This is a genomic window from Epilithonimonas mollis (genome assembly GCF_900142325.1).
Classification (GTDB): Bacteria; Bacteroidota; Bacteroidia; order Flavobacteriales; family Weeksellaceae; genus Epilithonimonas; species Epilithonimonas mollis.
Genome location: NZ_FRAM01000003.1, coordinates 393,032 through 418,037 on the forward strand (window position 1 = coordinate 393,032; position 25,006 = coordinate 418,037).

General features: G+C 35.8%; 22 protein-coding genes and 1 pseudogene. 9 read left to right on the forward strand and 14 right to left on the reverse strand.

Annotated features, from left to right (window positions below):
• The first annotated feature begins 317 nt into the window (after positions 1 to 317).
• Together BUA97_RS14065 and tamL are read left to right on the forward strand one after the other, a co-directional pair.
• On the forward strand, positions 318 to 5,336 hold the full coding sequence (locus tag BUA97_RS14065) for a translocation/assembly module TamB domain-containing protein (RefSeq protein WP_084081347.1): 5,019 nt from the start codon (positions 318 to 320) through the stop codon (positions 5,334 to 5,336).
• Entirely contained in the window at positions 5,336 to 7,663 is a 2,328-nt protein-coding gene (gene tamL, locus BUA97_RS14070; protein ID WP_072999343.1) for a translocation and assembly module lipoprotein TamL, read from the forward strand. Before BUA97_RS14065 ends, tamL begins: the two co-directional genes overlap by 1 nt.
• A gap of 136 nt (positions 7,664 to 7,799) precedes the next feature.
• On the opposite strand, the gene BUA97_RS14075 is transcribed toward tamL, so the two are convergent.
• The 3 genes from BUA97_RS14075 to BUA97_RS14085 form a co-directional block, all read right to left on the reverse strand.
• Positions 7,800 to 8,615, reverse strand: a complete 816-nt coding sequence (locus tag BUA97_RS14075) for a ferritin-like domain-containing protein (RefSeq protein ID WP_072999346.1) — start codon at positions 8,613 to 8,615, stop codon at positions 7,800 to 7,802.
• Between the two features lie 25 nt (positions 8,616 to 8,640).
• Positions 8,641 to 9,351: a ferritin-like domain-containing protein gene (locus BUA97_RS14080; protein WP_072999348.1), complete on the reverse strand. Its 711-nt coding sequence runs from the start codon at positions 9,349 to 9,351 to the stop codon at positions 8,641 to 8,643.
• A 73-nt stretch (positions 9,352 to 9,424) separates the two neighbouring features.
• Positions 9,425 to 9,994 carry a fasciclin domain-containing protein gene (locus BUA97_RS14085; RefSeq protein WP_072999440.1) on the reverse strand — a complete coding sequence of 190 codons (570 nt, stop codon included), beginning with the start codon at positions 9,992 to 9,994 and terminating at the stop codon, positions 9,425 to 9,427.
• 284 nt (positions 9,995 to 10,278) lie between these two features.
• Here BUA97_RS14085 and BUA97_RS14090 point away from each other — a divergent pair, with 284 nt between their 5' ends.
• The 3 genes from BUA97_RS14090 to BUA97_RS14100 all read left to right on the forward strand — a co-directional run bounded on the left by BUA97_RS14090 (position 10,279) and on the right by BUA97_RS14100 (position 13,369).
• Complete coding sequence (locus BUA97_RS14090; protein WP_072999349.1) at positions 10,279 to 10,800, forward strand: RNA polymerase sigma factor; 522 nt, start codon at positions 10,279 to 10,281, stop codon at positions 10,798 to 10,800.
• Between the two features lies 1 nt (position 10,801).
• Positions 10,802 to 11,611, forward strand: coding sequence for an anti-sigma factor (locus BUA97_RS14095; RefSeq protein WP_072999351.1), 810 nt, complete (start codon positions 10,802 to 10,804; stop codon positions 11,609 to 11,611).
• Between the two features lie 207 nt (positions 11,612 to 11,818).
• Positions 11,819 to 13,369, forward strand: a complete 1,551-nt coding sequence (locus BUA97_RS14100; protein ID WP_072999353.1) for a T9SS-dependent choice-of-anchor J family protein — start codon at positions 11,819 to 11,821, stop codon at positions 13,367 to 13,369.
• Positions 13,370 to 13,475: 106 nt separating this feature from the next.
• Here BUA97_RS14100 and BUA97_RS17170 read toward each other — a convergent pair whose 3' ends face one another.
• Positions 13,476 to 13,637, reverse strand: coding sequence for a hypothetical protein (locus BUA97_RS17170; protein ID WP_175546208.1), 162 nt, complete (start codon positions 13,635 to 13,637; stop codon positions 13,476 to 13,478).
• 783 nt (positions 13,638 to 14,420) lie between these two features.
• Here BUA97_RS17170 and BUA97_RS14105 point away from each other — a divergent pair.
• Positions 14,421 to 15,881 carry an SNF2-related protein gene (locus tag BUA97_RS14105; protein ID WP_072999354.1) on the forward strand — a complete coding sequence of 487 codons (1,461 nt, stop codon included), beginning with the start codon at positions 14,421 to 14,423 and terminating at the stop codon, positions 15,879 to 15,881.
• Entirely contained in the window at positions 15,874 to 17,481 is a 1,608-nt protein-coding gene (locus tag BUA97_RS14110; RefSeq protein ID WP_072999357.1) for a helicase-related protein, read from the forward strand. The genes BUA97_RS14105 and BUA97_RS14110 overlap by 8 nt, the downstream gene beginning before the upstream one ends.
• 28 nt (positions 17,482 to 17,509) lie before the next feature.
• Here the strand turns inward: BUA97_RS14110 and BUA97_RS14115 are convergent, their stop codons facing one another.
• Positions 17,510 to 17,842, reverse strand: a complete 333-nt coding sequence (locus BUA97_RS14115; RefSeq protein ID WP_221405663.1) for a hypothetical protein — start codon at positions 17,840 to 17,842, stop codon at positions 17,510 to 17,512.
• 25 nt (positions 17,843 to 17,867) lie between these two features.
• Positions 17,868 to 18,128 (reverse strand): helix-turn-helix domain-containing protein, encoded by a 261-nt coding sequence (locus BUA97_RS14120; RefSeq protein ID WP_072999359.1) that lies wholly within the window; start codon positions 18,126 to 18,128, stop codon positions 17,868 to 17,870.
• A gap of 260 nt (positions 18,129 to 18,388) precedes the next feature.
• Here BUA97_RS14120 and BUA97_RS14125 point away from each other — a divergent pair.
• A pseudogene (locus BUA97_RS14125) lies at positions 18,389 to 19,324 on the forward strand (IS481 family transposase); the annotation flags it as partial.
• Positions 19,325 to 19,392: 68 nt separating this feature from the next.
• Here the strand turns inward: BUA97_RS14125 and BUA97_RS14130 are convergent.
• The 5 genes from BUA97_RS14130 to BUA97_RS14155 all read right to left on the reverse strand — a co-directional run bounded on the left by BUA97_RS14130 (position 19,393) and on the right by BUA97_RS14155 (position 22,591).
• Positions 19,393 to 19,800: a hypothetical protein gene (locus tag BUA97_RS14130; RefSeq protein WP_072999362.1), complete on the reverse strand. Its 408-nt coding sequence runs from the start codon at positions 19,798 to 19,800 to the stop codon at positions 19,393 to 19,395.
• Entirely contained in the window at positions 19,793 to 20,746 is a 954-nt protein-coding gene (locus BUA97_RS14135; RefSeq protein ID WP_139258336.1) for an RHS repeat-associated core domain-containing protein, read from the reverse strand. The genes BUA97_RS14130 and BUA97_RS14135 overlap by 8 nt, the downstream gene beginning before the upstream one ends.
• 429 nt (positions 20,747 to 21,175) lie before the next feature.
• Entirely contained in the window at positions 21,176 to 21,499 is a 324-nt protein-coding gene (locus BUA97_RS14140; RefSeq protein WP_072999366.1) for a hypothetical protein, read from the reverse strand.
• Positions 21,499 to 22,002 (reverse strand): ribonuclease domain-containing protein, encoded by a 504-nt coding sequence (locus BUA97_RS14145; protein ID WP_072999368.1) that lies wholly within the window; start codon positions 22,000 to 22,002, stop codon positions 21,499 to 21,501. Before BUA97_RS14145 ends, BUA97_RS14140 begins: the two co-directional genes overlap by 1 nt.
• 247 nt (positions 22,003 to 22,249) lie before the next feature.
• Positions 22,250 to 22,591, reverse strand: a complete 342-nt coding sequence (locus BUA97_RS14155; protein ID WP_072999373.1) for a hypothetical protein — start codon at positions 22,589 to 22,591, stop codon at positions 22,250 to 22,252.
• A 16-nt stretch (positions 22,592 to 22,607) separates the two neighbouring features.
• Between BUA97_RS14155 and BUA97_RS17175 the strand changes: the two genes are divergently transcribed.
• Positions 22,608 to 22,751 (forward strand): hypothetical protein, encoded by a 144-nt coding sequence (locus BUA97_RS17175; protein ID WP_175546209.1) that lies wholly within the window; start codon positions 22,608 to 22,610, stop codon positions 22,749 to 22,751.
• A gap of 135 nt (positions 22,752 to 22,886) precedes the next feature.
• On the opposite strand, the gene BUA97_RS14160 is transcribed toward BUA97_RS17175, so the two are convergent.
• The 3 genes from BUA97_RS14160 to BUA97_RS14170 all read right to left on the reverse strand — a co-directional run.
• Positions 22,887 to 23,366, reverse strand: coding sequence for a hypothetical protein (locus tag BUA97_RS14160; RefSeq protein ID WP_072999375.1), 480 nt, complete (start codon positions 23,364 to 23,366; stop codon positions 22,887 to 22,889).
• Positions 23,367 to 23,371: 5 nt separating this feature from the next.
• Positions 23,372 to 24,217, reverse strand: a complete 846-nt coding sequence (locus BUA97_RS14165) for an RHS repeat domain-containing protein (RefSeq protein ID WP_139258332.1) — start codon at positions 24,215 to 24,217, stop codon at positions 23,372 to 23,374.
• Positions 24,159 to 25,006: helicase-related protein (locus BUA97_RS14170; RefSeq protein WP_245795932.1), on the reverse strand; the 848-nt coding region annotated here is incomplete at its 5' end. The genes BUA97_RS14170 and BUA97_RS14165, both read right to left, overlap by 59 nt.

Consider the following 25,006-nt stretch of genomic DNA (forward strand, 5'->3'; position numbering starts at 1 on the left):
TGTGTAAAACGACTCAGATTTTAAAATCCTGGCAATTAGCCGGCTTCTGATAAGGCTTTTACTTATTTTTGATAAATTTTTCTATTACCAGCAGTCTACATTTATGGAAATGATCAAAGAATATTAGAACCTTGCCCCAATTGATTACGATTGTATGGCAATTATAATATCTGGAAATTGCCTGATGCTATTTTAATATTCCTTATTGTTATCATCTTGCGCCGTATTTTATTAGATCTTGATTAATAATTTTTTATGATTTTTACTATATTGTACGATATTTGATAATCCTATTCAGTAACTCAATAACTAACGTTTTGAAATTGAAACTCAACTGGCGTAAAATTCTTCGGCGTACTTTAATCACAATTATCAGCATTTTTGTTTTTATCTTATTGATAATTTTGAGCTTACGGATTCCTGCGGTTCAAAATTATGTAAAGGACAAACTGATTGTCTACCTGGAGGGGAAAATCAAAACAAAAGTCAGTCTGGAACGCGTTTACATTGCTTTCCCGAACAGTCTTGTGATGGAAAATCTTCATCTCCGCGGTCAGCATATCGATACGCTTCTGGCTGTAAGAAAATTCGATGTGGGACTGGATATGTGGCAGCTGATGAAGTCGAAAGCTGATCTTACATCCATAGATCTGGAAGGTGTGAGAGCAAATGTTGTGAGGGATTCTAAAGGAAAGTTTAATTTCGATTACATTCTGGACGCTTTTGCAACGTCGGAAAAAGAGGAAAAACCTTCGAAACCGTTCATTATCTCATTGGATAAAATCCAACTCAAAGATATCGGTATTACTTTCAATGACCAGCAGTCCAGAAATGATATCAAAGTGTATTTCAAATCTCTTGATACCAGGGTCCGGACATTTGATCTCCAAAATAATTCCTACGCTGTCAATAATATTGACCTGGACGGACTGAAGCTGAAACTGAAACAGGATCTGATAGAGGAAGTGGCTGCCAATGTAGAAGAAACAGTAGATTCGCTGAATCAGAAAAAACCAATGAAGCTGGGATTGAACAGGATCAGACTGACTAATTTCGATATTGATTATGGCGATGATAATACAAAAACTTTTGCAAAAGTCATCTTCCGCGAATTAAGTACGAAAGTCAATAATATCGATTGGGAACATAATTCTTATGATATGGATAATATCTTACTTTCCGGTGCTGATATCAATGCGAATCTTTTCCTGCCTGCCAATAATGCCAATTCAAAAAGCGAGGAAAAACCAGCAAAAAATTCCAAAGAAGAAAAAGCAATGAAACTACTTCTTGGAAAATTGGTTCTGGATGATGTAAAATTGGCTTACGATAATACGGCAGCAGCTCCTACAAAATCCGGAATGGATTTCAATCATCTTAATTTCGCAAAAATGAATCTGGATGTCCGGAATTTCAAAATGGAGGACAAAGCATTTGCAGGTAGCGTAAAATCTGCAGCAATCCAGGAAAAGAAAGGCCTTGATGTCCAGAAGTTCAATACAGATTTCGTGTACGGGAAAAAGGAAACTTATCTTAAAAATCTATATCTCCAGACTTCAAAAACTGTGTTGAGGGACGAGGTTATTCTGAATTACAATTCCATAGAACAACTTTTTGCCAATCCGGGAGCTGTGAAAATTGCAGCAGATATCCGGAATTCTAAGATTGGTTTTGCGGATATTTTGAATCTCGTTCCGACCTTAAAAAATACGGCACCGTTTAATAAATATCCGAATGCCATTCTGAATGTCAATGCCCAGGTAGAAGGTTTGGTTAATGACTTATTGATTAAAAATCTGAAAATATCCGGTCTGGATCAGCTGCGCGTTGCGGCTTCCGGAAGGATTAAAAATGCGATGAATCCCGATCAGCTTTATTATGATTTGAGAATCGGTGAATTGGCATCATCAGGTCATACTATCTTTAACCTGGTTCCAAAAGGAACGATCCCTTCTAATATTTCTTTGCCAACACATTTCAGCATCAAAGGTTTTGCAAAGGGCACTACGAAGGTTGTCAATACCAATCTCAATCTTTTCTCCACTTTAGGGAATGCAGGAATTATCGCAAAGCTGGATATGCGAAGAAAAAACAATGAAACTTTTGATGTGAAAGCCAATCTGCAAAATCTGAAAGTAGGGAAATTCATTCAGAATAAGGATCTTGGCAGCATCACAGCACAGATTAACGCAAAAGGACAAAGCTTCGACCCGAAAATCATGTCGGCTCAGATTGCAGGCTATGTGAAATCTGCGACTTATAAAAATTACACCTATCAGAATATGGCTCTGAAAGGTAATATCAATCGTGGTGTATATGCGGTAAACCTGGATTCAAACGATCCGAATGCCAATCTCCATATTGCTGCATCCGGAGTTTATGATGATAAAAATCCGACAGTAAAAGTCAATGGAAAAATCAATAAATTAGACTTGAACAAAACCGGTTTCTACAGTTCGCCAATGATTCTTGCAGGAAGTATTGACGCTGATTTTTCAAGCCTGGATCCTGACAATCTTAAGGGTTATCTCAATCTGAAAGATTTTGCTATTTCGGATACCAAAGAAGTCTATCCGGTTCAGGAGATCAGTCTCAATGCAAGATCTACGGCAGATTCTACTTTAATTAAATTCAATTCTCAGATCGTTGATGCAGAACTGAATGGGAAATATAAGCTGACCCAGATTTTCGGCTCTTTGTCACAAACGATTAATCAATATTACCAGTTTCAGAAACCTGGAAAAACTCAGAAAATAGATGCAGGGCAATATTTTGAAATCTATGCGACTATTAAAAATGATGATCTGATCAGAAAATTTGTCCCGGAACTGAAAAGTTTTGAAACCATTAACATTACAGGAAATTATAACGCCGATTCCCAGCTAATAGAATTGGATGCCAGGATTCCGCAGATTCTTTATGGAACGAATACTCTGGAAAATACGAATCTGAAAATTACCAATCAAAATCACGCTTTACAATATAATCTGGATGTTGCCGCTCTTAAAAGTGAAAGTTTTGCGTTGAACAAGGTTAATATCAATGGAGATATAGCGGAAAATATCATCAATTATAATATTACGACGAGGGACGAAAAGGATGCGACCCAATTCCTGATTGCCGGAAACGCCAAATCGATGAACGATATTACGGAAATATCTCTCAATCCGAATGGTCTTAAGCTTAATTATATGGACTGGAATGTGGCTGAGGATAATAAAATTCAGATTTTCAGCCAGGGAATCGTAGCGGACAATTTCAGGCTCAGCAATTCCGGTGCAGAGATTTCCCTGCAATCTGAAAGCAGTTCTCCGAACAGCCCGCTCAACGTATCCATCAGGGATTTCAAAATAGAAACCATTACCGAGATCATCAAAAAAGATTCGCTTCTGGCTAAGGGAACAATTAATGGAACAGCACAATTGAGAAATCTTACTCAGAATATGACCTTCACTTCGGATGTAGATGTCACAGACTTATTTGTTTTCGGAAGTCCTGTTGGGAATCTTGACATTAAAGTCAATAATCAGTCAGCGAATCTCCTGAATGCGGATATCACTCTTACAGGTAATGAGAATGATGTGAAAATTGCCGGTAATTATAATACCACAGCCAGCAGTTTTGATTTGAATCTGGCAATGAATCAGCTTCAGATGAAAACGCTTCAAGGTTTTACGATGAATGCAATTACCAATACAGAAGGCTACATCTCCGGCGATCTGAAAATTGCAGGAACCACATCTTCGCCAAGGATACTTGGTGATGTTAAGATGAACAATATAGGTTTAATGATTGCACAGACTGGCAGTGATTTCCGTAATATAAATGACAAAATCGGCTTCACAAACCGTGGGATCGAATTCGATAATTTTAAGATCAATGACAAGGACGGAAATTCCCTTAATATAGACGGACAAGTTCTCACTCAGACCTACAGAGATTTTGCATTCAATCTTGATATTGATGCCAAAGATTTTAAAGTCGTGAATTCTGAAAAGTCCAATGATGCACTGATGTACGGCATCCTGGCAATAGACGCAGCTCTGAAAGTACGTGGTAATCTGGATCTGCCGAAAGTGGACGGAAGACTGTCTGTGGCAGATAATACGGATTTTACTTTCGTGCTGCCGCAATCTACACCATCTTTACAGGAAAGAGACGGCATCGTAGAGTTTATTGATCAGGATCAGATTACATTGAATAAAACCATTACAGCAGACTCGCTCAATGCACCAAGCAAGATTAAAGGAATGGATGTGAATGTCAATATTGAACTCAGCAAAGAAGCAAAACTCTCTCTTTTAATAGATAAAGCTAATGGCGATTTCGTAAAGTTGCAAGGCGAAGCGGAACTGACTGGCGGAATTGACCCTTCCGGAAAAACTACTCTAGTCGGTGTGTACGAGGTGGAATCCGGAAGTTATGAGATGACTGTAAGTCTTCTGAAACGCAAGTTTGATATTCAGAAAGGAAGTACGATTACCTGGACCGGAGAACCTACAACAGCCATTATGGACATTACAGCAATCTATAAAACGGAAACCGCACCAATAGATCTGGTAGAGCAACAGCTGAGTGGCGAGAGTAATGCAACATTGAACCAATTCAAACAAAGAATTCCTTTCAACACCTTGCTGAAGATGAAAGGTGAACTCCTGAAACCGGAAATCAGTTTTGATATCACCACTGATGAAAAAAACAATTCGGTATCGTCTAATGTTACGGATATTGTAGATCAGAAATTAGCCCAGATCAGGAATCAGGAATCCGAAATGAACAAACAGGTTTTTGCTTTGCTTCTTCTGAACAGATTCATCGGCGAGAATCCTTTTGAATCCAGCGCAGGTCTCTCTGCAGAAGCTATGGCAAGACAGAGTGTGAGCAAGATTCTTTCCCAGCAAATCAATAATCTGGCTTCGGATCTGATAAAAGGCGTAGACCTTAATTTTGATCTGGAATCCTCAGAAGATTATTCTTCCGGAGCAAAAAATACCAGAACTGACCTGAATGTGGACATCAGTAAAAAACTTCTGAACGACCGTCTGAAAGTTTCCGTAGGAAGTAATTTCGGATTGGAAGGTGATGCCAGACAAAATGAAAGCATGACCAATATTGCCGGTGATGTGACGGTGGACTACAGCCTTTCCAGAGACGGAAGATATACCTTGCGTGCATACCGTAAAAACGAATACCAGGTGGCACTTCAGGGACAGATTGTAGAAACCGGAGTTGGGTTCATCATCACCTTGGATTATGATAAATTCAGGGAGATTTTTCAGAAATCCAGGAACAGATCAAAAAATAATCAGAAAAATAAAGCTGTAGAATTCAAATAATGGACATCAGAACTCTTAAATATATCAGACTATTTCTGACTTTTGGAAGCATAAGTTTTGCGATATCGTGCAGCAATACCAAATATCTGAAAGAAGGCGAAATGCTGTATACTGGCGCAGAAGTGAAAATTGAAAATGACAGTATTTCCAAAAAAGACAAAAAAAACCTGAAGTCTGAGCTGGAAAACAGCCTTACACCCAAGCCGAACTCCAGTTTTATCGGGCTGCGTCCCAAGCTTTTCTTTTATAATATTGCAAAAGAACCGGAAAAAGAAAAAGGTTTCAGTTACTGGCTGAAATATAAGTTAGGGGAAAAACCAGTTTTGCTGGGTGATGTAGATCGGGAATTCAATAAAGATATTATTGTTAATTATTCGGAGAATAAAGGTTATTTTAATGCTCAGGCTACGTATGATACCATTTCAAAAAACAAAAAAGCAAAAGTGATTTACATCCTGAAACCAGGAAATCAATATCGGATCAGTAATGTAAAGTTTCAAAAAGATTCTACACTTATTAATGAAGAGATGTTGAAGCTTACAGACAAAACATTGCTGAAACTCGGCGATCCATTCGATCTGGACATGATAAAGTCCGAGAGGGAACGTATTGATAATCAGTTAAAACAAAAAGGATTTTATTATTTCCATCCAGACAATATCATCGTGCAGGCAGACAGTACGGTGAGTAAAAACCACCAGGTTGAGCTCAATGTCAAATTAAAAGAAAACACACCAGAACTTGCCAAACAGCAATTCACAATTGATAAAGTGGTAGTATTCCCCAATTATAATATCAAAGATGTAAAAGACGGAAAATATACTGTTCCTATGAACAGTGACTCACTGTCCAGATACAGCCATGATGATATCTATATTATTGATCCCGAACAAAAATTCAAACCTAGGATTTTTGACCGCGCTATGTATTTTAAAAAGGGTGATCTCTATAACAGAGCAGATCATAATCTTACGCTTAACCGCCTGATTAATCTCGGTGTTTTCAAATTTGTAAAAAATGAATTTGTAGTTTCTGATTCTGTTAATCATAAATTTGATGCCTATTATCTTCTTACACCGCGACAGATTCAGTCACTAAGGCTGGAAGCCCTGGGACGAACCAATTCTGCCAACTATGCAGGAAGTGAGGTGAACCTGAACTGGACGCACAGAAATTTTTTCAGAGGAGCGGAGCAATTTAAAGCTTCCGTTTATGGCGCTTTTGATGTACAGGTGGGTGGTCCGAAAGATGCTAAAAACCTTTTCCGGGCCGGAGCTAATGCGGAGCTTTCCATTCCGAGAATAGTGGCGCCTTTCAGGTTTGACTCCTCAAGTGCTTTTGTTCCGAGAACCAATATTTCATTAGGTTACGAATTTCAGAACCGTACAGAATATTATACGCTCAATACATTTACCGGTTCTTTCGGCTATCTTTGGAAAGAAAATGTGAGGAAGGAACACGATCTGAAAGTGCTTGACATCACCTATGTGACGCCGGCTAATGTGACGCCTTTATACAACTCTATCTCTGAAAACAGTGATGCCCTACGACGTGTTGTACAAAGACAATTGATTTTTGGTCCTACTTATTCCTATACTTATACCAATACGATGCTTCCTAAATCCAATACGATATATTATAAAGGAACATTGGATCTGGCGGGGAATCTGACAGGGCTTCTTTCCGGGGCCAATGTGAAGGAAGGAAAGGAAAAATCTATTTTCAGCGTGCCGTTCAGCCAGTATGCTAAGATCGAGAATGATTTCAGATTTTACCATAAATTCGGTGAAAAAACCTCCCTTGCAACGCGTTTCATTGGTGGAATAGCTTATCCTTATGGCAATTCTGAGAACATTCCGTTTTCCAAACAGTTTTTCTCCGGTGGTAGTAACAGCATCCGTGCATTTCGTGCAAGAACTTTGGGGCCGGGAAGTTTCGATCCGAGAACTATTCAGGAAGGGTTTTATTTTGATCAATCGGGAGATGTAAAACTGGAGCTGAATGCCGAGTACAGAGCCAATCTCTACAAATTTCTGAACGTCGCTGTTTTCGCTGACGCCGGTAATATTTGGCTGGTAAACGATGATCCTCAAAGACCTGGCGCCAAATTTTCCAGTGATTTTATGAGTGAAATAGCTGTAGGAGCAGGAATTGGGTTGCGCCTGGATTTTTCTATTTTGATTTTAAGATTGGATCTGGCAATGCCGCTTCGTATTCCTTATTATGAAAAAGGAGACCGATGGGCTCTTAATAAGATTAACTTTGGAGACTCTTCCTGGAGAAGAGACAACCTTATTCTGAATATTGCCATCGGTTACCCGTTTTAAATTGGATTACAGGCAAAATTGAGTACCGCCCATATTGATGTACTCTGTAATTATCTTTATAACAATGTTATGTTACAAAATCATTTTTCAGCCTAAACTGAAAAATGATTTGAAAAAATAATTATTATGGAAAGGTCTATGCAATAAATAAAGATGCGATTGCCTGTGCATCGCTGCCGCTCATAACTTCGTCGTAAGCCGCAGATCCGGCCTCTGCTTCAAATGCGTTTGCTGTATTGTAACCAGCCTGGTTGGTATTTTGCTCTCCTGCATATACCGTATTTGTCGCTGACGGCATGTTGCCACCGTCGGCCAATTCTATCCATCCTTTATTACCGCGCATTCTTCTGACTTGTGAAGCGTGTCTTGCTTCTACAGAATGGATCTGTAGAGCCGCCTGCAGAATATTTTTGTTGGACATTACATTACCAGCCTGGCCTTTATAAGCCCTAACGCCTGTATCTTCGAAGGCCTGAGAAAGAATCAAAAACTGATTGTAATCGCTGAACGGGGAAAAATTCCCTTTGGCTGTAAAATCAAATGTCGGTTTTGCACCAGGACTTTCACCCAAGGATGTTAAAGCACTTTTGAGAAAAGCAACGTGCGCCGTTTCGTGTTTTGAGATCTGCATAAAAACAGTTCTGTCTGCATTGGGTATCAGTCCGGATGTTCCCAGTCCAATTCTGTAATATTCATCTTCGAGATACTCCAGAATCAATGCGAGTTGCAATGCATCCGTCAATGCACTTTTAAAAGCCGAAGTAGAAGCATCGGCAGTTATGGTTTCTGCCTTTACAGGACTTGTCATTAATGCACCCAGCCCGAGCGGTATAGCTGCAACTGCCGCTTTTTTACCGAAACCGGCCATGTTGTTCAAAGTATTTAATCTTGTAGCTTCTGCAGTAAAGAATTTGTCATCAGAAAGCTTATCTAGTATTTTAAGAATGTTCATAATAATTGATTTTGAGGATGAATAATTAACCGATACCCTGCTCCTTCCAGGTGAAAGGCGTTTTGAAGAATCCGCCTGCAGCCGCTACAATATCTTTGGGTTCTTTTGCCAGGTCCAACCCGTTGGCATCAATGACATCATCTCCTGAAAAATCGGCCGATCCCGGATTGATTAGATTCCGGATCGCTGCCGCATGTCTCGCCTCGACGGAAACAATTTTGCCAGCAATCACAAGATAATCAGCATTTGTAATATATTTGCCAGCTCCGTTGTAAGCTGCTACGCCAGTATCTTCCAATGCTTTTGCAGTAGCCAGGACAGAATTTCTATCACTGAAGTTGACATTCGGGTATTGGAATTCCAAATTCGGAAGAACATTGGAGGTTGCGCTACCTATCGCTGCTTTGAAAAAATCCCTGTGGATGACCTCATGGTGATACAGATCTGTAAAGATTTCTTTTTCCAGGCTTGAGATTCCGGTATAGAAATTATTCACCACTTTGGTATAAAAATCGGCTTCCAGTTGTTCCAATGCGTACGCATAATTCAGAACGCCGACATCACCTTTTCCCAGATCGAATACTTGGTTCCCATTATCGATGATCATAGCGTCATCATTACATCCCACTAGGGCAAGACCTGCCATTGCCAGGCCGACGCCACTGAGTTTTAAAAAATTTCTTCGGCCAGTATCGAGGTTTGCTCCCTGACTTGACACTTGGATTGTTTTTTTCATAATAATATTTTATAATTGGTTTATGTCAGAATTATAAAAGCAGCATAAAAAACTATGCTGCCTGATTAGCTATTTACGGCATCAGTACTCTGTCAATCACATGGATCACACCATTGGATTGGTTCACATCTGCGATTGTCACTTTAGCATCTGTCCCCTTAGAATCCTTGACATAGAGATCATTACCCTTGCTCCAAAAAGTAATATCTCCTCCTTCTACTGTTTTCATCATTGCTTTTCCGTTACCAGCTTTTACAGCAGCCCAGATCTGTTTTGCATCATATTTCCCCGAAAGCACATGATAGGTTAATATCTTGGTCAACATTTTTTTGTTGTCAGGTTTTACAAGATTATCAACTGTACCCTGGGGTAATTTTGCAAACGCTTCATCGGTCGGTGCAAGAACGGTGAACGGACCTTTACCTTGCAGGGTTTCTACCAGGCCTGCAGCTTTTACAGCTGCAACCAAAGTCTTGTGGTCACCAGAATTCATGGCATTCTCTATAATATTTTTGGAAGGATACATCTCTGCGCCTCCAACCATTACGGTTCTTTCCTTTGTCGTCTGCGCAGCCATGTTCCCGGCGAAACCGACACATAAAAGTATCATTACAGCTGCTGTTAATTTTGATCGTGAATTCATTTCGTTTATTTTATGATTAATATTTGATGTTATTATCATTTACGGAAAGCCGCCGTAATTGGATTTGGAAATTTTAAACATTTTTATAAACAACTATTAATCAGTCTATTATTTTTTCAATAATTGATCTTTAATGATCATTCTAATTTTGAAATAAACCAAACAAACCACTATATGTTTAACGATATTCAATATATTTTAATAATTTGTTGTTGATATAATTTAATTGATTACATTTGAATTGAAAAATAATCAGCATCAAAACAAAATATTCGGAAGAGCAATTGGTCATCCTACTTAAGGAAAAAGACGAATCCGGTTTTCATCATCTGTATGACAACTACTCCGGAGCGTTGTATGGCGTAATTCTGCGGATTGTTCATTCCAAGACGTATACAGAAGATATCATCCAGGATGTTTATGTGAAAATCTGGAATTCAATTGATTTATATGATGCTTCGAAAGGTCGTTTCTATACCTGGATGATCAATATCGCAAGACATACCGCCATTGATTACCTGAAATCCAAAGGCTTCCAGAACGAACTCAAAAACCAAGAACTTCCTGATTTCGTATATAATACAAAAGAACTTTCGACGACTGATGACGAATCTGATTTTATCGGACTCAGTAACGTTTTGCAAAATTTGGAAACTGATAAGCAGGAACTGATAGATCTCGCCTATTATCAAGGTTTTACTCAAATCGAAATATCGGAGAAGCTTAAGATACCACTTGGAACTGTTAAAACAAAACTACGGAATGCACTCATAAAATTAAGAAATTTGTTAAAAGATTATCAATAAATTGAATACGAAAGAATACATATCATCCGGAATCATAGAATCTTATATTCTAGGTCTTGCTTCTCCCGAGGAAGCAGGCATTTTGGAGTGTATCATGAAGAATAATGCTGAGGTGAAGGCAGCTTTTGAAGAAGCACAAAAAACATTAGAAGATCTGGCAACAGCTCAGGCTTTGTCACCGCCAACTGAACTTAAATCTAAGATCTGGCATAAAATTCAGCAGCAACAAAAAACAGAATCACATCCGGATACCCTTCCAACAGATCTTGCTCCAGTAAAAAATCTGTCAAGGCATCAGAACAAAAAAAGCTACAGCTGGAAAATCATCACCGCAGCAGCTTCAATTTTATTATTGATCAGTCTAGCATCGAATGTTTTCTGGATCAACATTCAATCTAGAAATGAATTGCAAATTGCTGAACTGCAAACTCAGAAACAATCGCAAAATTTAGCAATCCAACAAATAACCCAAAAACTGAAATTATTTTCAAATCCCAACATCCATCAAGTTGCTTTAAAAGGGGTAGAAAAACATCCTGACTCCGAAGCCGTTGTTTTATGGGATACCGAGACCAAGGCCGTTTACCTGAGTGCTGAAAATCTGCCCAAAGCGCCAGAAGGTATGCAGTATCAGCTGTGGGCGATCGTTGATGGAAAACCAGTAAGCGCAGGAATGTATTCTATCGATAAAGACAGTCGAATCGCTCTCGCTAACATTCCCCGCGCACAGGCATTTGCTATCACGCTTGAAAAAGAAGGCGGCAGCAAAATCCCTACCATGGAAAATATGTTCGTGATAGGAAGTATCTAAATCGCAAACGTTCTATACACCATCATTTCTTACCGAATTAATAAGTTTGCCCATGCTCTGCTTCGCCTTGGGTCAAAAGGCATCACGTGGAAACTGGGTTTACAGCATTACACCTTAGCACACTAATTTAAATCAATAATATTCAATTATTTTTGTTTAATCCATAAAATATTCTTAATTTAACAACTAATTTAAAAAATAAATATTATGGTAAAAAAATTACTATTAGCGTTTGTTACAATTCCTTTGATTGCAAATGCGCAATTTTTTCAAAATTTCGATAATGCGGAAACTATCCCCACCGGCTGGACGGTCTTGAATGGAGGCGATTCGAATGCGTGGACTATTGTGAACTTTACAGGCGGAAACATTTCGGCCTACAGTGGCACTAATACTGCCTCAATAGGTTACAGTTCTACTGCACACAATGACTATCTTGTGACTCCTGCTATTACGGTAACCTCTGGAGTAAGCGACTTTCTTTCGTTCTATGCAAGAAGCCGTGATCCTCAATATCCTGAGACAATTAGTATTAAAATTTCAACCACTACGCCTACTGCAGACGCCTTTACAAAAACGTTGGCAGCTTCTGTAGCACCTGCAAGTGGGGCTGATTTTTATAAATATTCCTACAGTTTGTCCGAATATGTGGGGCAAACCATATATGTCGGTTTTTATTCCACGACCACAGATCAGTTTTTCTTTGATATAGATGATGTTTTCAATGGCGCAACACCATCCTGTGATGCTCCGTCATCCATATCAGTGAGTGGGATAACTTCAAATTCTGCCAACATAACATGGACTCCGTCAAGTACGCCAGGGGCAACGTATGAGATTGAGTACGGCGCTGCAGGCTTTACGCAAGGCACAGGGACGGTTATAACATCAAACACTGCCTCTGCTACACTTTCACTTCCCAATCCTTCCACAGCTTATCAGTTTTATATCAGGTCAAATTGTGGTCAAACAGGATTCAGTGCATGGTCATCAGTACAGTCCTTCTCTACTATGTGTACCGTTATAACTGCATATCCATATGTGCAAAACTTTGATACCGCAACTATTCCAACTTGCTGGCTTAATGAAGCCGTATCAGGAGGAGGTTCATCCGTCTGGACATACGTAACTGCCAACGGAAACAGCAGTATCACACCAAAATCTGCTCCGAGAATGGCGGAATTTAGAACTACAACAACAGGAAATAAAGCCAAATTGCTAACCGCTCCTTTAAATATTTCTTCGTTAACTACACCAGAATTGAAATTCAGTTTAGCTAATGTTAATTGGTTTGGAGATGTTGATGAATTACGAATTTATTATAAGGCTAATCCAACAGATTCGTGGACTCAAATCGGAAGTTCTTACACCACAGAACATTCGTCCTGGACCGATGTCAGCATTCCTCTTCCGAACAAATCTGCAAATTATCAGATTGCTTTTGAAGGAACATCGAACTGGGCAAGAGGAATTGATATTGATAATGTTTCCGTTGTTGATACTTCCGCACTTTATGTAACTGATACAGCTAAAGAGAAAAGCATCAAAATTTATCCTAATCCTGCAAAAAATGTAGTTAATATCGGTACGGATAAAGTCCTTAAAAGTATAGAGTTATTTTCTATGACAGGTCAGTTAATTAAAACGTTTAGTAAAGATTCAAAGCAAATTAATGTAAGTGATATAGACTCTGGTACTTATCTACTAAGGGTAAAGTCCGAAGGAAAAGATGAATCCTTTAAACTTATCAAGGATTAAAAATCATAATCCAAGACAATTAATAGTTTTAGAAATATATTGAGTCGGAAGATATTTTCTTCCGACTTTTTAATTGGATATTAGATTTTTTAAGGTAAGTTGACGATTAGCTAAGTTGGTATCCATGCTTTTTTACGGTTTCAAACAGCTTAGATTTTAAGCCCTCTGCCGTTATAAAGTTTTCTTCTTTCAGCATCAAAAAGTGGAAATCATATACTTGCTGTTCTAAAGTTTTAAGATAAGAGTTAGTGAGGGATTTTGTACCCATTTCTCATCGCTTTATGGATAAGATTTTCGCTGTAGCATCTCTGTGAATGGCCTCAAATAGGACATTTGCAAAAAAGTGGTAAAATCCTAATTTAAATTTTACGTAGTAAAGCTAAAAATTTCTGCTCAAATCTGCAAGTAAAATGACCAAAATTTGATCAAGTTTTTAGAGTTCAAATCAAGAATTTAATACTTCTTTTTGAACCTTAAATTTCTCAATTGAAATATTTCTAAAAGAAAACGAAGAAAAAAAAATTAAAAAAAAAAAGAAAGCCTTTTGAAAAATGAGCGTGGCATTCTGTCAAGGTTTTTGGGAAAAAGTTTTTGCGTAGATTCTTATACGTAAAAAGTTTTTCTGAAAATCCGGCGGGCTTGACCTTGACAGAATTTATCTGCTGGACTTGGTAGCGAATTATCTTTGGTTTCAATTTTATTTTTGTTAGTGTCCAGGCAATAATAATTTGGAAAGTATAAAGACCTCCATAGAGATTTTAGATTTTTAGAATATTGATAACTATAAAAAATTAATAACCAAAAATACATTTTTAAATAATATTGCTTTTTTAGTTAAATTTGAAAAAACTTATAACTCATTAAAAACTATAACCAAATAATTACTATTCAAACTTTTTTTGACTTTGAGGCTCATAAATGGCCTGAACAAGATTTATTTCCTCTCAATCTAAAATCTCATAGTAGAACAGTAGAATCTGTTATATATAGAGATATTGAGAACAGTTCCTCATACATCATTATCACAGGTTTTACTTCACTATCAAATCTTGTGGATTTATTCGGAAGCAAAGATTTTAAAAATCTTGAGAAAACAAGAATTTTAATTGGGTTTGAACCTAATATAAGGGGTAGAAAAAAATATATTAGACTCAAATTAGACAAAGAAATTAAAGAGTATTGGCTCAAAAAAGGTTTGTCCATTATGCTGGGAGGTGCCGTAATGAATCTAATTGATAAAATTGATGCAGGAAAAATAGAATTTAGATATAAAGATAAGCTTCATGCAAAAATATATGTGGGTAATGATAGTGCAGTATTAGGTTCTTCAAATTTCAGTAAAAACGGACTAAATTATCAAGAAGAAGCAAACATCAGAATAAATAAAAATTCTGGAAAGACAGAGAAAGAACAATATGAATCAATCAAACTAATAGCTGAGAGTTATTATGAAGATTCAACTTCCTACAATGATAAAATGAAAGAGTTGCTTATGGAACTTATCAAAGAAGTAACATGGGAGGAAGCTCTTGCAAGAGCTATTGCAGAAATATTGGAAGGAAACTGGCTAAATGATTACAAAGCAATTTTAACTAAACTTGAACAAACAAAATTATGGCCAACCAAATGGAAGGGTATCACACAAGCTGTTTCAATACTGCAAGCTCAATCAAATGTTTTAATAGCAGATCCAACCGGTGCAGGGAAAACAAAATTGTGTACTTCATTAATATTATCACTAAAACATTGGCTTTATGAAATTGGAAAAAATTATAAAACAAACTCTTTAATTATTTGCCCTCCTTTGGTTGTTACAAAATGGGAAGATGAATTTAGGTCTTTGAGAAAAATAGATAATTCTCAAATTTCAATGGGTTTATTAAGTCACTCAAACACTCAGAACAAAAAAAGAATTGTTGAAGACTTAAACCTTGCAAACATTTTGACTATTGATGAAGCTCATAACTATTTATCTCCTACATCTAATCGTACAGGACTAATAAAATCAAATAGAGCAGATTATAAAATATTGGTAACCGCAACGCCAATAAGTAAAAAAGTTGAGGACTTATTAAAGTTGATTGAGCTATTAGATATTGACAATTTGAATGATGATGATTTTGAAAGATATAAAGTACTTATAAATAAGCCTTATCTGAAAATCAATGATGAAGATATTCAAAATTTAAGAAACTTCATAAGTAAATTTACTCGGAGAACCAAAAAAATCCTTAATAAAGAAATTGACAAAGAGCCAGAAAAATATATTAATAAACTAAATAAAACTTGTAAATTTCCAAAGCAAAAAGAAAAAACTTATAAGACAAAAAAGACAGAAGTTGATAAGGGAATTGTGAGACAAATCAATGAATTAACTTCAAATCTAAAAGGAATAACCTATTTAACAACTTTTCATAAACCCAAATTTGAAATTTCCAGACAAGAAAGTCTTGAAGGTTATATAAAAAAAAAGAATTGGAGCTGGAAAAGCTTTATCAACTTACATGATTAGAGCAGCTCTCCGTTCTTCTCATATCGCATTGGTTGAGCATATTGAAGGTTCTCAAGAAGCAATGGATTATTTCAAATTTAAAGGAAAAAGTAACCATACAGGTGACAAGCTTAAAAAATTAATAGAACTGATTGAATTAAATAAACTACCTCCTCGAAATAATATTTTTAACAAAGAATTGTTTCCAAGCTGGTTGGTAAATAAAGAAGAATATTTAAATAGTTGTAAACAGGAATTAGAAATATACAAAAAGATAAGTTCTTTAGCTAAAAAACTTTCGGGACAAAGAGAATTGGGAAAAGTTGAAGAATTAGTTAAAAACTCCCAAAAGCATCAGAATATTTTAGCGTTTGATAGTACTGTAATTACTTTATATTACTTAAAGAAACTTTTTGAGGAAAAGTATCCTAATCAAAAGCTCTTAGTAGCATCAGGAAGCGAAAAGGATAATGACAGTAAAAAGATAATGGAGCTTTTTAATCTTCAATCAGAGTCTACTGAAAACTGTATAGCCTTATGTTCGGATAAAATGTCAGAAAGTATCGATTTGCAAAAAGCTTCTTCCGTTGTTCTATTGGATTTACCAAGTGTTTTAAGAATAGTGGAACAAAGGATTGGGAGGGTTGATAGAATGGATAGTTTACATCACGAAATAGAAATCTATTGGCCTGATGATTCAGAAGAATACTCTTTAAAAACAGATAGTCGATTGATTTATACAAATGATATGGTTGAAGATATATTTGGTTCTAATTTTGAGATTCCTACTGCATTAAAAGAAAAACATTTTTCTCAAACTAATTCTACTGGCTCTCTTATTAAAGAATACAAAGATTTTATTGACAAAGATGAGTCTTGGTCAGGAATTCATGATAGTTTTCAATCGGTAACAGAGCTCAAGGAAGGTAAAAATGCTCTAATCTCGGAAGAGATTTACGAAGAGTTTAAAGATGTCTCATCAGAAGTGAAAACAAGAGTTAGTTTTATTGGTAGCGAAAAAGACTGGTGTTTTATAGCTTTAAAAGGAGATAAAAATAAAAGTCCAAGATGGTATTTTATTGATGAAAATAATAATATACATACAGATTTCCCGGATGTTTGTAATTCTTTGCGAGAAAATATAGGCAAGGAGTCTAAAAAACTAAAATGGGATGATAATTCTCTACATAGATTTATTAATTTGTTCAAACAGAAAGAAAGAGATTTACTTCCCCCTAAGAAAAAGAGAGCATTAGATGTTGCAGAATATATTCCTTCAAAAAAATTAGAAAGAAAAAATATTAATTCAAATAATATTTTAAAACAATCTATTAGAGATATGTTAAGTATTTTAAGACCAGATTCTATTGACGCAGTAGACTATGAAAGGTTAGCTGAAGAATGGATTGAAATTTTACAACCTTTTTTAAATAGTAAAAGGGAGCAAAATAAAAGAAAGAAAGTTGTTTTAAATCTTTCATCACTTAAACCAGACTATAATAAGATTGATTTAGATATAGAACGTATAAATGAAATGATAGAAAATAGTACTATTGTAGATGAAATAGATAATAAAATCGCTTCATGCATAATAGGTGTGTCAGATGTAAAAAGCTTGTAGGTTATATTCTTTTTTAAATTTAGTTCATTTAAAGTTTCATTTTTCTCTGTTTACCATCAGGCTTCAACTCCCCAGCAAAATCTAACATTACCACCTTACTTCCTAGAAAAGGATTATATGACGGCTGATAATCAATATAGCCCAAAGAATGAAGATTTTTCAGACATTTATGATAGGTGGCTTTTGAGCGGATTTTACTGATGCGCATCACTTCATCGCGGGAAATACTGACCGGATTTCGGAAACGGCTGAAATTCCAGAACTGGAATAAGGCTAAATAGAGGCTGATGTGTGATGGATTAAGCGTATGATCTTGAGCCACCTTTTCGTAGAAAGCCGTGAGGTGTTTAATATAATTCATAATTTGGTTACGTTGTTATGAAATATCATTGCTTCTTCTTCAACATTTCTTCGATGTCTTTGTAATTGTAATATAGTATCCCGCCGACACGGGTGTAAGATATAGTTCCATTGATGCGTAGATTCTGCAATGTTCCGGAGGAGATTTTCAGAAGTGCTTTTACCTCTGACGAACGCAGCCATAATTTCTGCTGTGAGATCTTGACTTGAAACATATTATGCAAATCATTTAGCAACTCGGTTTTAAACTCCTGAAGATCCTCTTTTGTTATGAGATTTATAATCATGATTGATTCTTTTTAAATATTACTAAAGCAAAATTCGGGTATTGAAGTCTTGAAAACAATAGTGCCAAACTTTAAAAATGTACTAAAGATTAAAAACAATTAGTATCAAAAGTATCGCTAATAAAAAAGATTGAAAAGGTATAAGAAAATGGGTCTAGGTAATACTAAACGAAAAGTAGGTGAAGATCTATTTTGAATTAGTCAATACTTAATCTGACAGTTACAATCAAATTGAATAACTTTAAAACAGATTAAGTATTATGACAACACAACAAAAGATCATCAAAAACAAGTTAGATGTACTTGAATTAGCACAGCATTTAGGAAATGTATCCAAAGCCTGCAAGGTTATGGGATATTCCCGACAAAGTTTCTACAGATTCAAAGAATTGTATGAGCAAGGAGGCGAATTGGCATTGCAAGAAATCTCTAGAATAAAGCCAGGATTAAAGAATCGAGTAGATGAAGCCATAGAAAAGGATGTTGTTGAGATAGCCATTGAGAACCCTGCTTTAGGGCAGCTTAGAGTAAGTAATTAGCTTAAGAAGAAAGGCCTAATCGTATCTCCAGGCAGAGTCAGAAGTATCTGGTTAAGACACGATCTCCATACATTTAAACTAAGATTAAAAGCGCTCGAAGCAAAATCTGCCCAAGATGGTATAGTCCTTACCGAATCTCAACTTTCAGCATTAGATAAAGCCGAGGAGGAGAAAAAAGCTCATGGAGAAATTGAAACTCATCATCCTGGATATTTGGGAGCTCAAGACACTTATTACGTAGGCAATATAAAAGGAGTTGGACACATTTATCAGCAAACTTTCATTGACACGTATTCCAAAGTTGTTTTTGCAAAGCTATATGATCGTAAAAATGCCCTTATTGCTGCTGATATACTGAATGATCAGGTGGTTCCTTTCTTTGAGCAGCAGGAACTTCATTTACTTAGAATTTTAACAGACCGAGGAACTGAATACTGTGAGATAAGAGAACAGCATTAATACAAGCTCTATTTAGCCATTGAAGATATTGATCACACGAAGACCAAGGCTAAAAGTCCTCAGACCAACGGCATTTGTGAACGTTTTCACAGAACGATTCAGGAAGAGTTTTATGCCATAGCTTTCAGAAAGAAAATTTACAGAAGCATTGAGGAACTACAATTAGACCTGAACAGCTGGCTGTCCTATTACAACAATTCAGTTAATATTAAAATTCATATCCATCACTAAGTTTGGAGCATTGCCAGCATTATCAAATTACAATGTTATTTTACAATTGTATCGCTTTTTAAATTTGTTTTTACATATAGCCATGCGGGAAAACGATTATCAAAAACATTATTTTTATCAAATAAAAATGTATTCCCATTCAGTTTACCAATAATTTTGTTGTTTTTAAAAGTAAAAATAACTTTAATGGTATCTTGTTCTTTGTCTAAAATTTTCCAGAAACCTACAATTCCTTTTTTTGATGTATCTAAATATTTTAGATGAAAATTATTATTATCTCCCAAAATTAAATAACGATAGTCACTAGTTGAATATTCTGTAGGAACTTTATCGCCTTCATATACAGCTATTAATTCATTTTCGGAAACTTTATTACAATTGTAACAAGAAAAAATCACAATTAAAAATAGTCCTATTTTTATATAAAAAAATTTATTACTCATTATCTCTAACTTCTGTTAATATATATCTGGTATGCTGACCTTTTTTAGGTTGTTGATTCTGGTTGTAAGGTATACTTCCATCTGCACCATCTGAAAAATAGTATGTCCCATTTTTTGCTTTAAAAAGTCTGAACTTATTTAAATTAATATTTGTTCCAACATTTTGCTCTATATGGCCTTCTCCAGCATAATTATCATAATATGAGAAGTACGCACCTTCTTTATCTGTCCCCATACCTACCACAGTCACATAATGATTCGTAGACTTATTAGCGTAATCTTTTGTCTGTGTCGTTTTGTTCGCATCATACATAACTCCTACTCTGACAGCTCGACCCGCTTTCAAATTTTTAATAAGGATGTCTACTCCTTCCTGTAAATTATATCTAGATTGGTCTTCTGTTCTAGCATCAACATACATATCTACTCTTTTTTTTGCGCCAACGGACGTATATCCCTTTATTTGTTCAGCTTGTAATTTACTATACTCAGCACATTCGCCTGTTCTACAAAAATTATTTCGAGTAAATCCCTGAGTAAAATTAAAGTTAATTTCTGAATCTTGAATTGTTTTGGACATATAAGGAATCCACTTCTTACCTTTTAAAACATTTGTTACATTTTTGATACCTGACAAATTAGGCCTTGGTCCGTCAATATCATCAAAGCATGTTGACCTAAAACGTGGTCCTCCTTTCGCATCTGGAAACAGTCCCGTAGGATCAGAATACATAATGGGGTTGTTAAAGGAATAGGCATAAGGATTCCAATCTGGTAACACACTTGCTAACGGATCCACACTTAACCAAATACTTTTATTTGGATCATAATATCTTGCGCCATAATAATACAATCCTGTAGCTTCATGCAGTTCCTTGCCGTTGTACTTGTGAACATTATTATAATCTCCACTACTCTGCTCCATCGACATCTCTCCAAATGGCATATACTCATACCAGTTAGTTGTAGCTCCTATCTGATTGGTAGTGACAGAGCCACTTCCCAAATAATCCAGATGCACCCAATAAGTCTAATATACTAATTCTTCGTCATTTGGCTGATCTATCAAACAATTATCCAGCTGCAGATTGTGCCAATATTCGCAGACTGTCCCATTCAACAAAGCAGAATTATAGCCTGCCATTATTTTTAAGATCCTCTTCTCTTTTGGTAAATATAAAAAAATCATCACTAAATCTGATATACTTCGTATGAACCTCAATCGTTTAAGCTATGTTTTTTCTCCAAAAATAAACGAGAGCAGATTAATCTAACCCTCGCTTTTAAATTCTACAATTATTATTTTAACTTATTTTCAATAAGTTAACATTAAAATCCATATCCATCACTAAGTTTGGAACATTGCCCTTTTAAATTAAATCCATAAGTCATTGAAATATTTAGCAAAAATAATTAAGCCGTATTGATATTTTTCCTTCGCCTCTTCCTCATTCATTTTACTAAATCTTTCTGGATATAAACAATATTCAAAAGAAAAAATCATTTCAGCTATTTTTTCTGCCCAGAAATCACATAACTGCTGAGTATTCATTTTTCTACCTTCTAAATCACTGTAGATATCAAAATCAGGTATTGAAATTATTTGTTTGTTATCAATTTTTGCTTTAAATACCTTAAGTCTCGGATATATAAATTCTGCTAACACATATTTTAAATCATAAATTTCATTATCTTCCATTACTTACTTATTTTTTGAATTGAACCTTTTTTATAATGCTGATTAGTATGCCAAACACTTCCATCATCACCCACTATAATTCTTGCTTTATCTCGTGTTGCTCCATTAGCTCTTTGTTCTGCTGTTGGAGGAGAACTAATATCATACGTCTGATATGTAATATCTCCGTTTTTTCCTTTCTTTGGTAAAATTTGAGATCCATCTCTTCCATCGTTTAAATATGTGTGACCTTTTGCTGTCCCAGTTTTAATTTCATCCAATATCTTATTAATAGGACGAAGTTTAGCATTATTGAAGATTCCTTTTTTCAGGGGTGATAATTCCTGTACAAACTTGCTAGCTTTGTTAATTTCTTTTGTAATATTTTTTGCTCCCCTCAATTCTGATAAAAACATTAAAGAAAGCCCTCTATCAAACCAAGATAGCTTATTACTCTGCATATCTGTTCCCGATAGACCTTCAATAACACCTTTATCATCACCAAATCCAGGGACAAAATCCATTTGATAACCTCCCTTTCTAAGACCATCTCTCCAACCCTTTTCTAATTGTTTATTTCTCCATAAGGAACCCCACGCAACGCACCTACCATTGTTTGTTTTCCATTAGGATCGACTAATAGAATAGGATTCTGATAACAATAAATATAAGAATTATTATTAAATGAATTAAAAACTCCGCCGTTATGTTCTCCATCTCCATAGAACTCAGTTTCTGTAACAGGAGTGTAAACCGCCAACGGGTCAACACTTAACCATACGCTGGGATTAGGATCATAATATCTTGCACCGTATAGTACAATTGTGTAGCATCATCCAGTTCTTTGCCATTATACTTGTAAACATTGTTGTAGTCCCCACTTTTCTGCTCCATCATCATCTCTCCAAATGGAATATACTCGTACCAGTTGCTAGTTGTCCCAGTCTGGTTGGTAATAACGGAACCGCTTCCCAAATGATCCGGGTGCACCCAATAGGTCTGGGACTCCTGCTCTTCATCATTCGGCTGATTAATCATACAGTCATCCAATTGGAAATTGTGCCAGAACTGGCATACGGTTCCGTTCTGTAAAGCAGCATTATAGCCGGCCATGATCCTCTTATAACAGTTGGTCTTAAAATTAAAACGACTGGCAGCTGCAAGTACAGCTTTGCTACAGCTTTCTTCGGTTTCAAGTGTGGAGTCATCTGGATTAGCCCACGATGCGAGTTATTCTGATGCCTCTACAAGAATATTTCCTATACCACTATAAGATATAAACCTGTCACTTTATAGAAGTGAGACCTACGACTCGATAGGACTCAAATATAATAATAAAAGAGTACCGACTTCCCGATACTCTATGTATTTACCAACTTGTTTGCAACGTTGCCACTTATTTTATACCTTATAGAAAATTACTGAAATGCTCTTTAAATGCATTATTTTCTTTTAATTGCGGATAGAATACTACTAACTCATTTAAAACCTTTTTTCTAAATTTTTCATAGTTTTTTTTAAAATCTTTGTAATTACATATAATAGTATATAATGCACTATTTACTTCAGAGATTTTTAAACTATCATTTTCTTTGGAGTAAAAATAATCTAAGCTATTACTGTAATAGTCACGAGAAACAGTAAATGTTTCACTATTCCCTTTATCTATGTATGTTAATACATTATTAAATTGTATTAAATAATCAATAATACCTGTATCAAGAAGCATAAAATTTCGCTTTTTTGGATTATCGTACTCAAAAAATACGTATATTCTACCATTGAGCATATTTTTCAATTTATGGATATCTAACTCTGTAAAATCTAATTGATTTTCTTTTTTTATTTCTATCAAATCTAATTTATAATCAAAAAATACTTTATTCATAATTATTATTTTTTAGAATTAGGAATTGGAAAAGCATTTTTAACGTTTCCAGCTTTATCCAAGTATATCTGAATTGTCTTTGTCTTTTTGCCATCAGAAGTGGTACCAATAACATCATCAAATGTATGAATAACTTTATAATTATCTTCACCTCCTATGTGTTTACCTTTAGCAACAGCTTCCTGTACCAATTCTTTTACACTTCCCGGGTTACTTAAAGATTGTAAAAATCGGCTACTTTTTTGTCCTTTTCGAGAATCAAAGAAATGTCCTTCTTTTATGTGTTCCATGGCATTTGTACCATAATCTGCAATTTTTGCTCCCCATTTTGGTGTGACTATTTTTCTTGCTTTTTCAACATCAGAAAGAGCTTTTATTCCTATTTTAGTATTTTTTAACTCTGACAATAAAAGCAATGAAAGTACCCTATCAAACGTTGAAAGTTTATTTCCCTGCATGTCAGTTCCAACAATACCTTCAATAACACCTTTACCATCACCAAATCCAGGGACAAAATCCATTTGATAACCTCCCTTTCTAAGACCATCTCTCCAACCCTTTTCTACATTGTTTATTTCTCCATAAGGAACCCCACGCAACGCACCTGCCATTGTTTGTTTTCCATTAGGATCGACTAATAGAATAGGATTCTGATAACAATAAATATAAGAATTATTATTAAATGAATTAAAAACTCCGCCGTTATGTTCTCCATCTCCATAGAACTCGGTTTCCATTACAGGGTTGTAAACTGCCAATGGATCAACACTTAACCAAATACTTTTATTTGGATCATAATATCTTGCGCCGTAATAGTAATTTCTGCAACATAAAAACATCAATGCTGTCATTGGTGAGCATAAAGTTCACCCTAACATTTTCATGTCTATTTCCCTGCCGCCAGGCACGGCCTTCCACCTGTCTTAATGTGGTAAAGTTGTATGGTAGGGACAGCAGGTATAGGTCCGTAGTATTTTCCTGTAGATTCATTCCCTCCTGAATCGCTTCACTGCCGATGACGATCTTGATCTTCCCGGAATTAAAATCATTCTGTACTGATATCCTCTGTGCTTTACTCGTAGTACCAGTAATGACACCTATTTCATCAGGCTTGTAACCAATATTGGTCACAAGATACTCTTTCATCTTTGGAAATTCAGCTACTGCCAATTCAGAATAAATGATCTGTCCTGCGTCCGGAATGTCTTTTTTATTTTGCTGGATAAGATTCATTGTTTCCTTCAGCTTCGGTGAGTTATCAATAAATTCTTCTAAGGTTGGCAATCCTCCATCATAATAAGGCGACAAATACGGAGAAATGGCAATCAGCCGTGCATTAAGAATATGCGTGAGGATTGCTCCCTTTTGCGTTTCGCTGAAATTTTCCACCAATAGATCATACTGCTCTTTCGTCAGGTCATTTTGCTCAATCTTATATTCTTTGTTGATCTTGTTGGGACGGATCAATTCGGGATTATCCTCTTCGCCTTTGATATCAATAAATTCAGATAGAAGCTGCTGAAAAAGAGAATTGTTTTTAAATCTGCGAACATTAGCTTTGAACTTTACATCACCTTTAGCATCGATCTCCATATCGGTGTCCGCCTCCATAAAGGTTTCAAAGAAGGTATTGACATTGA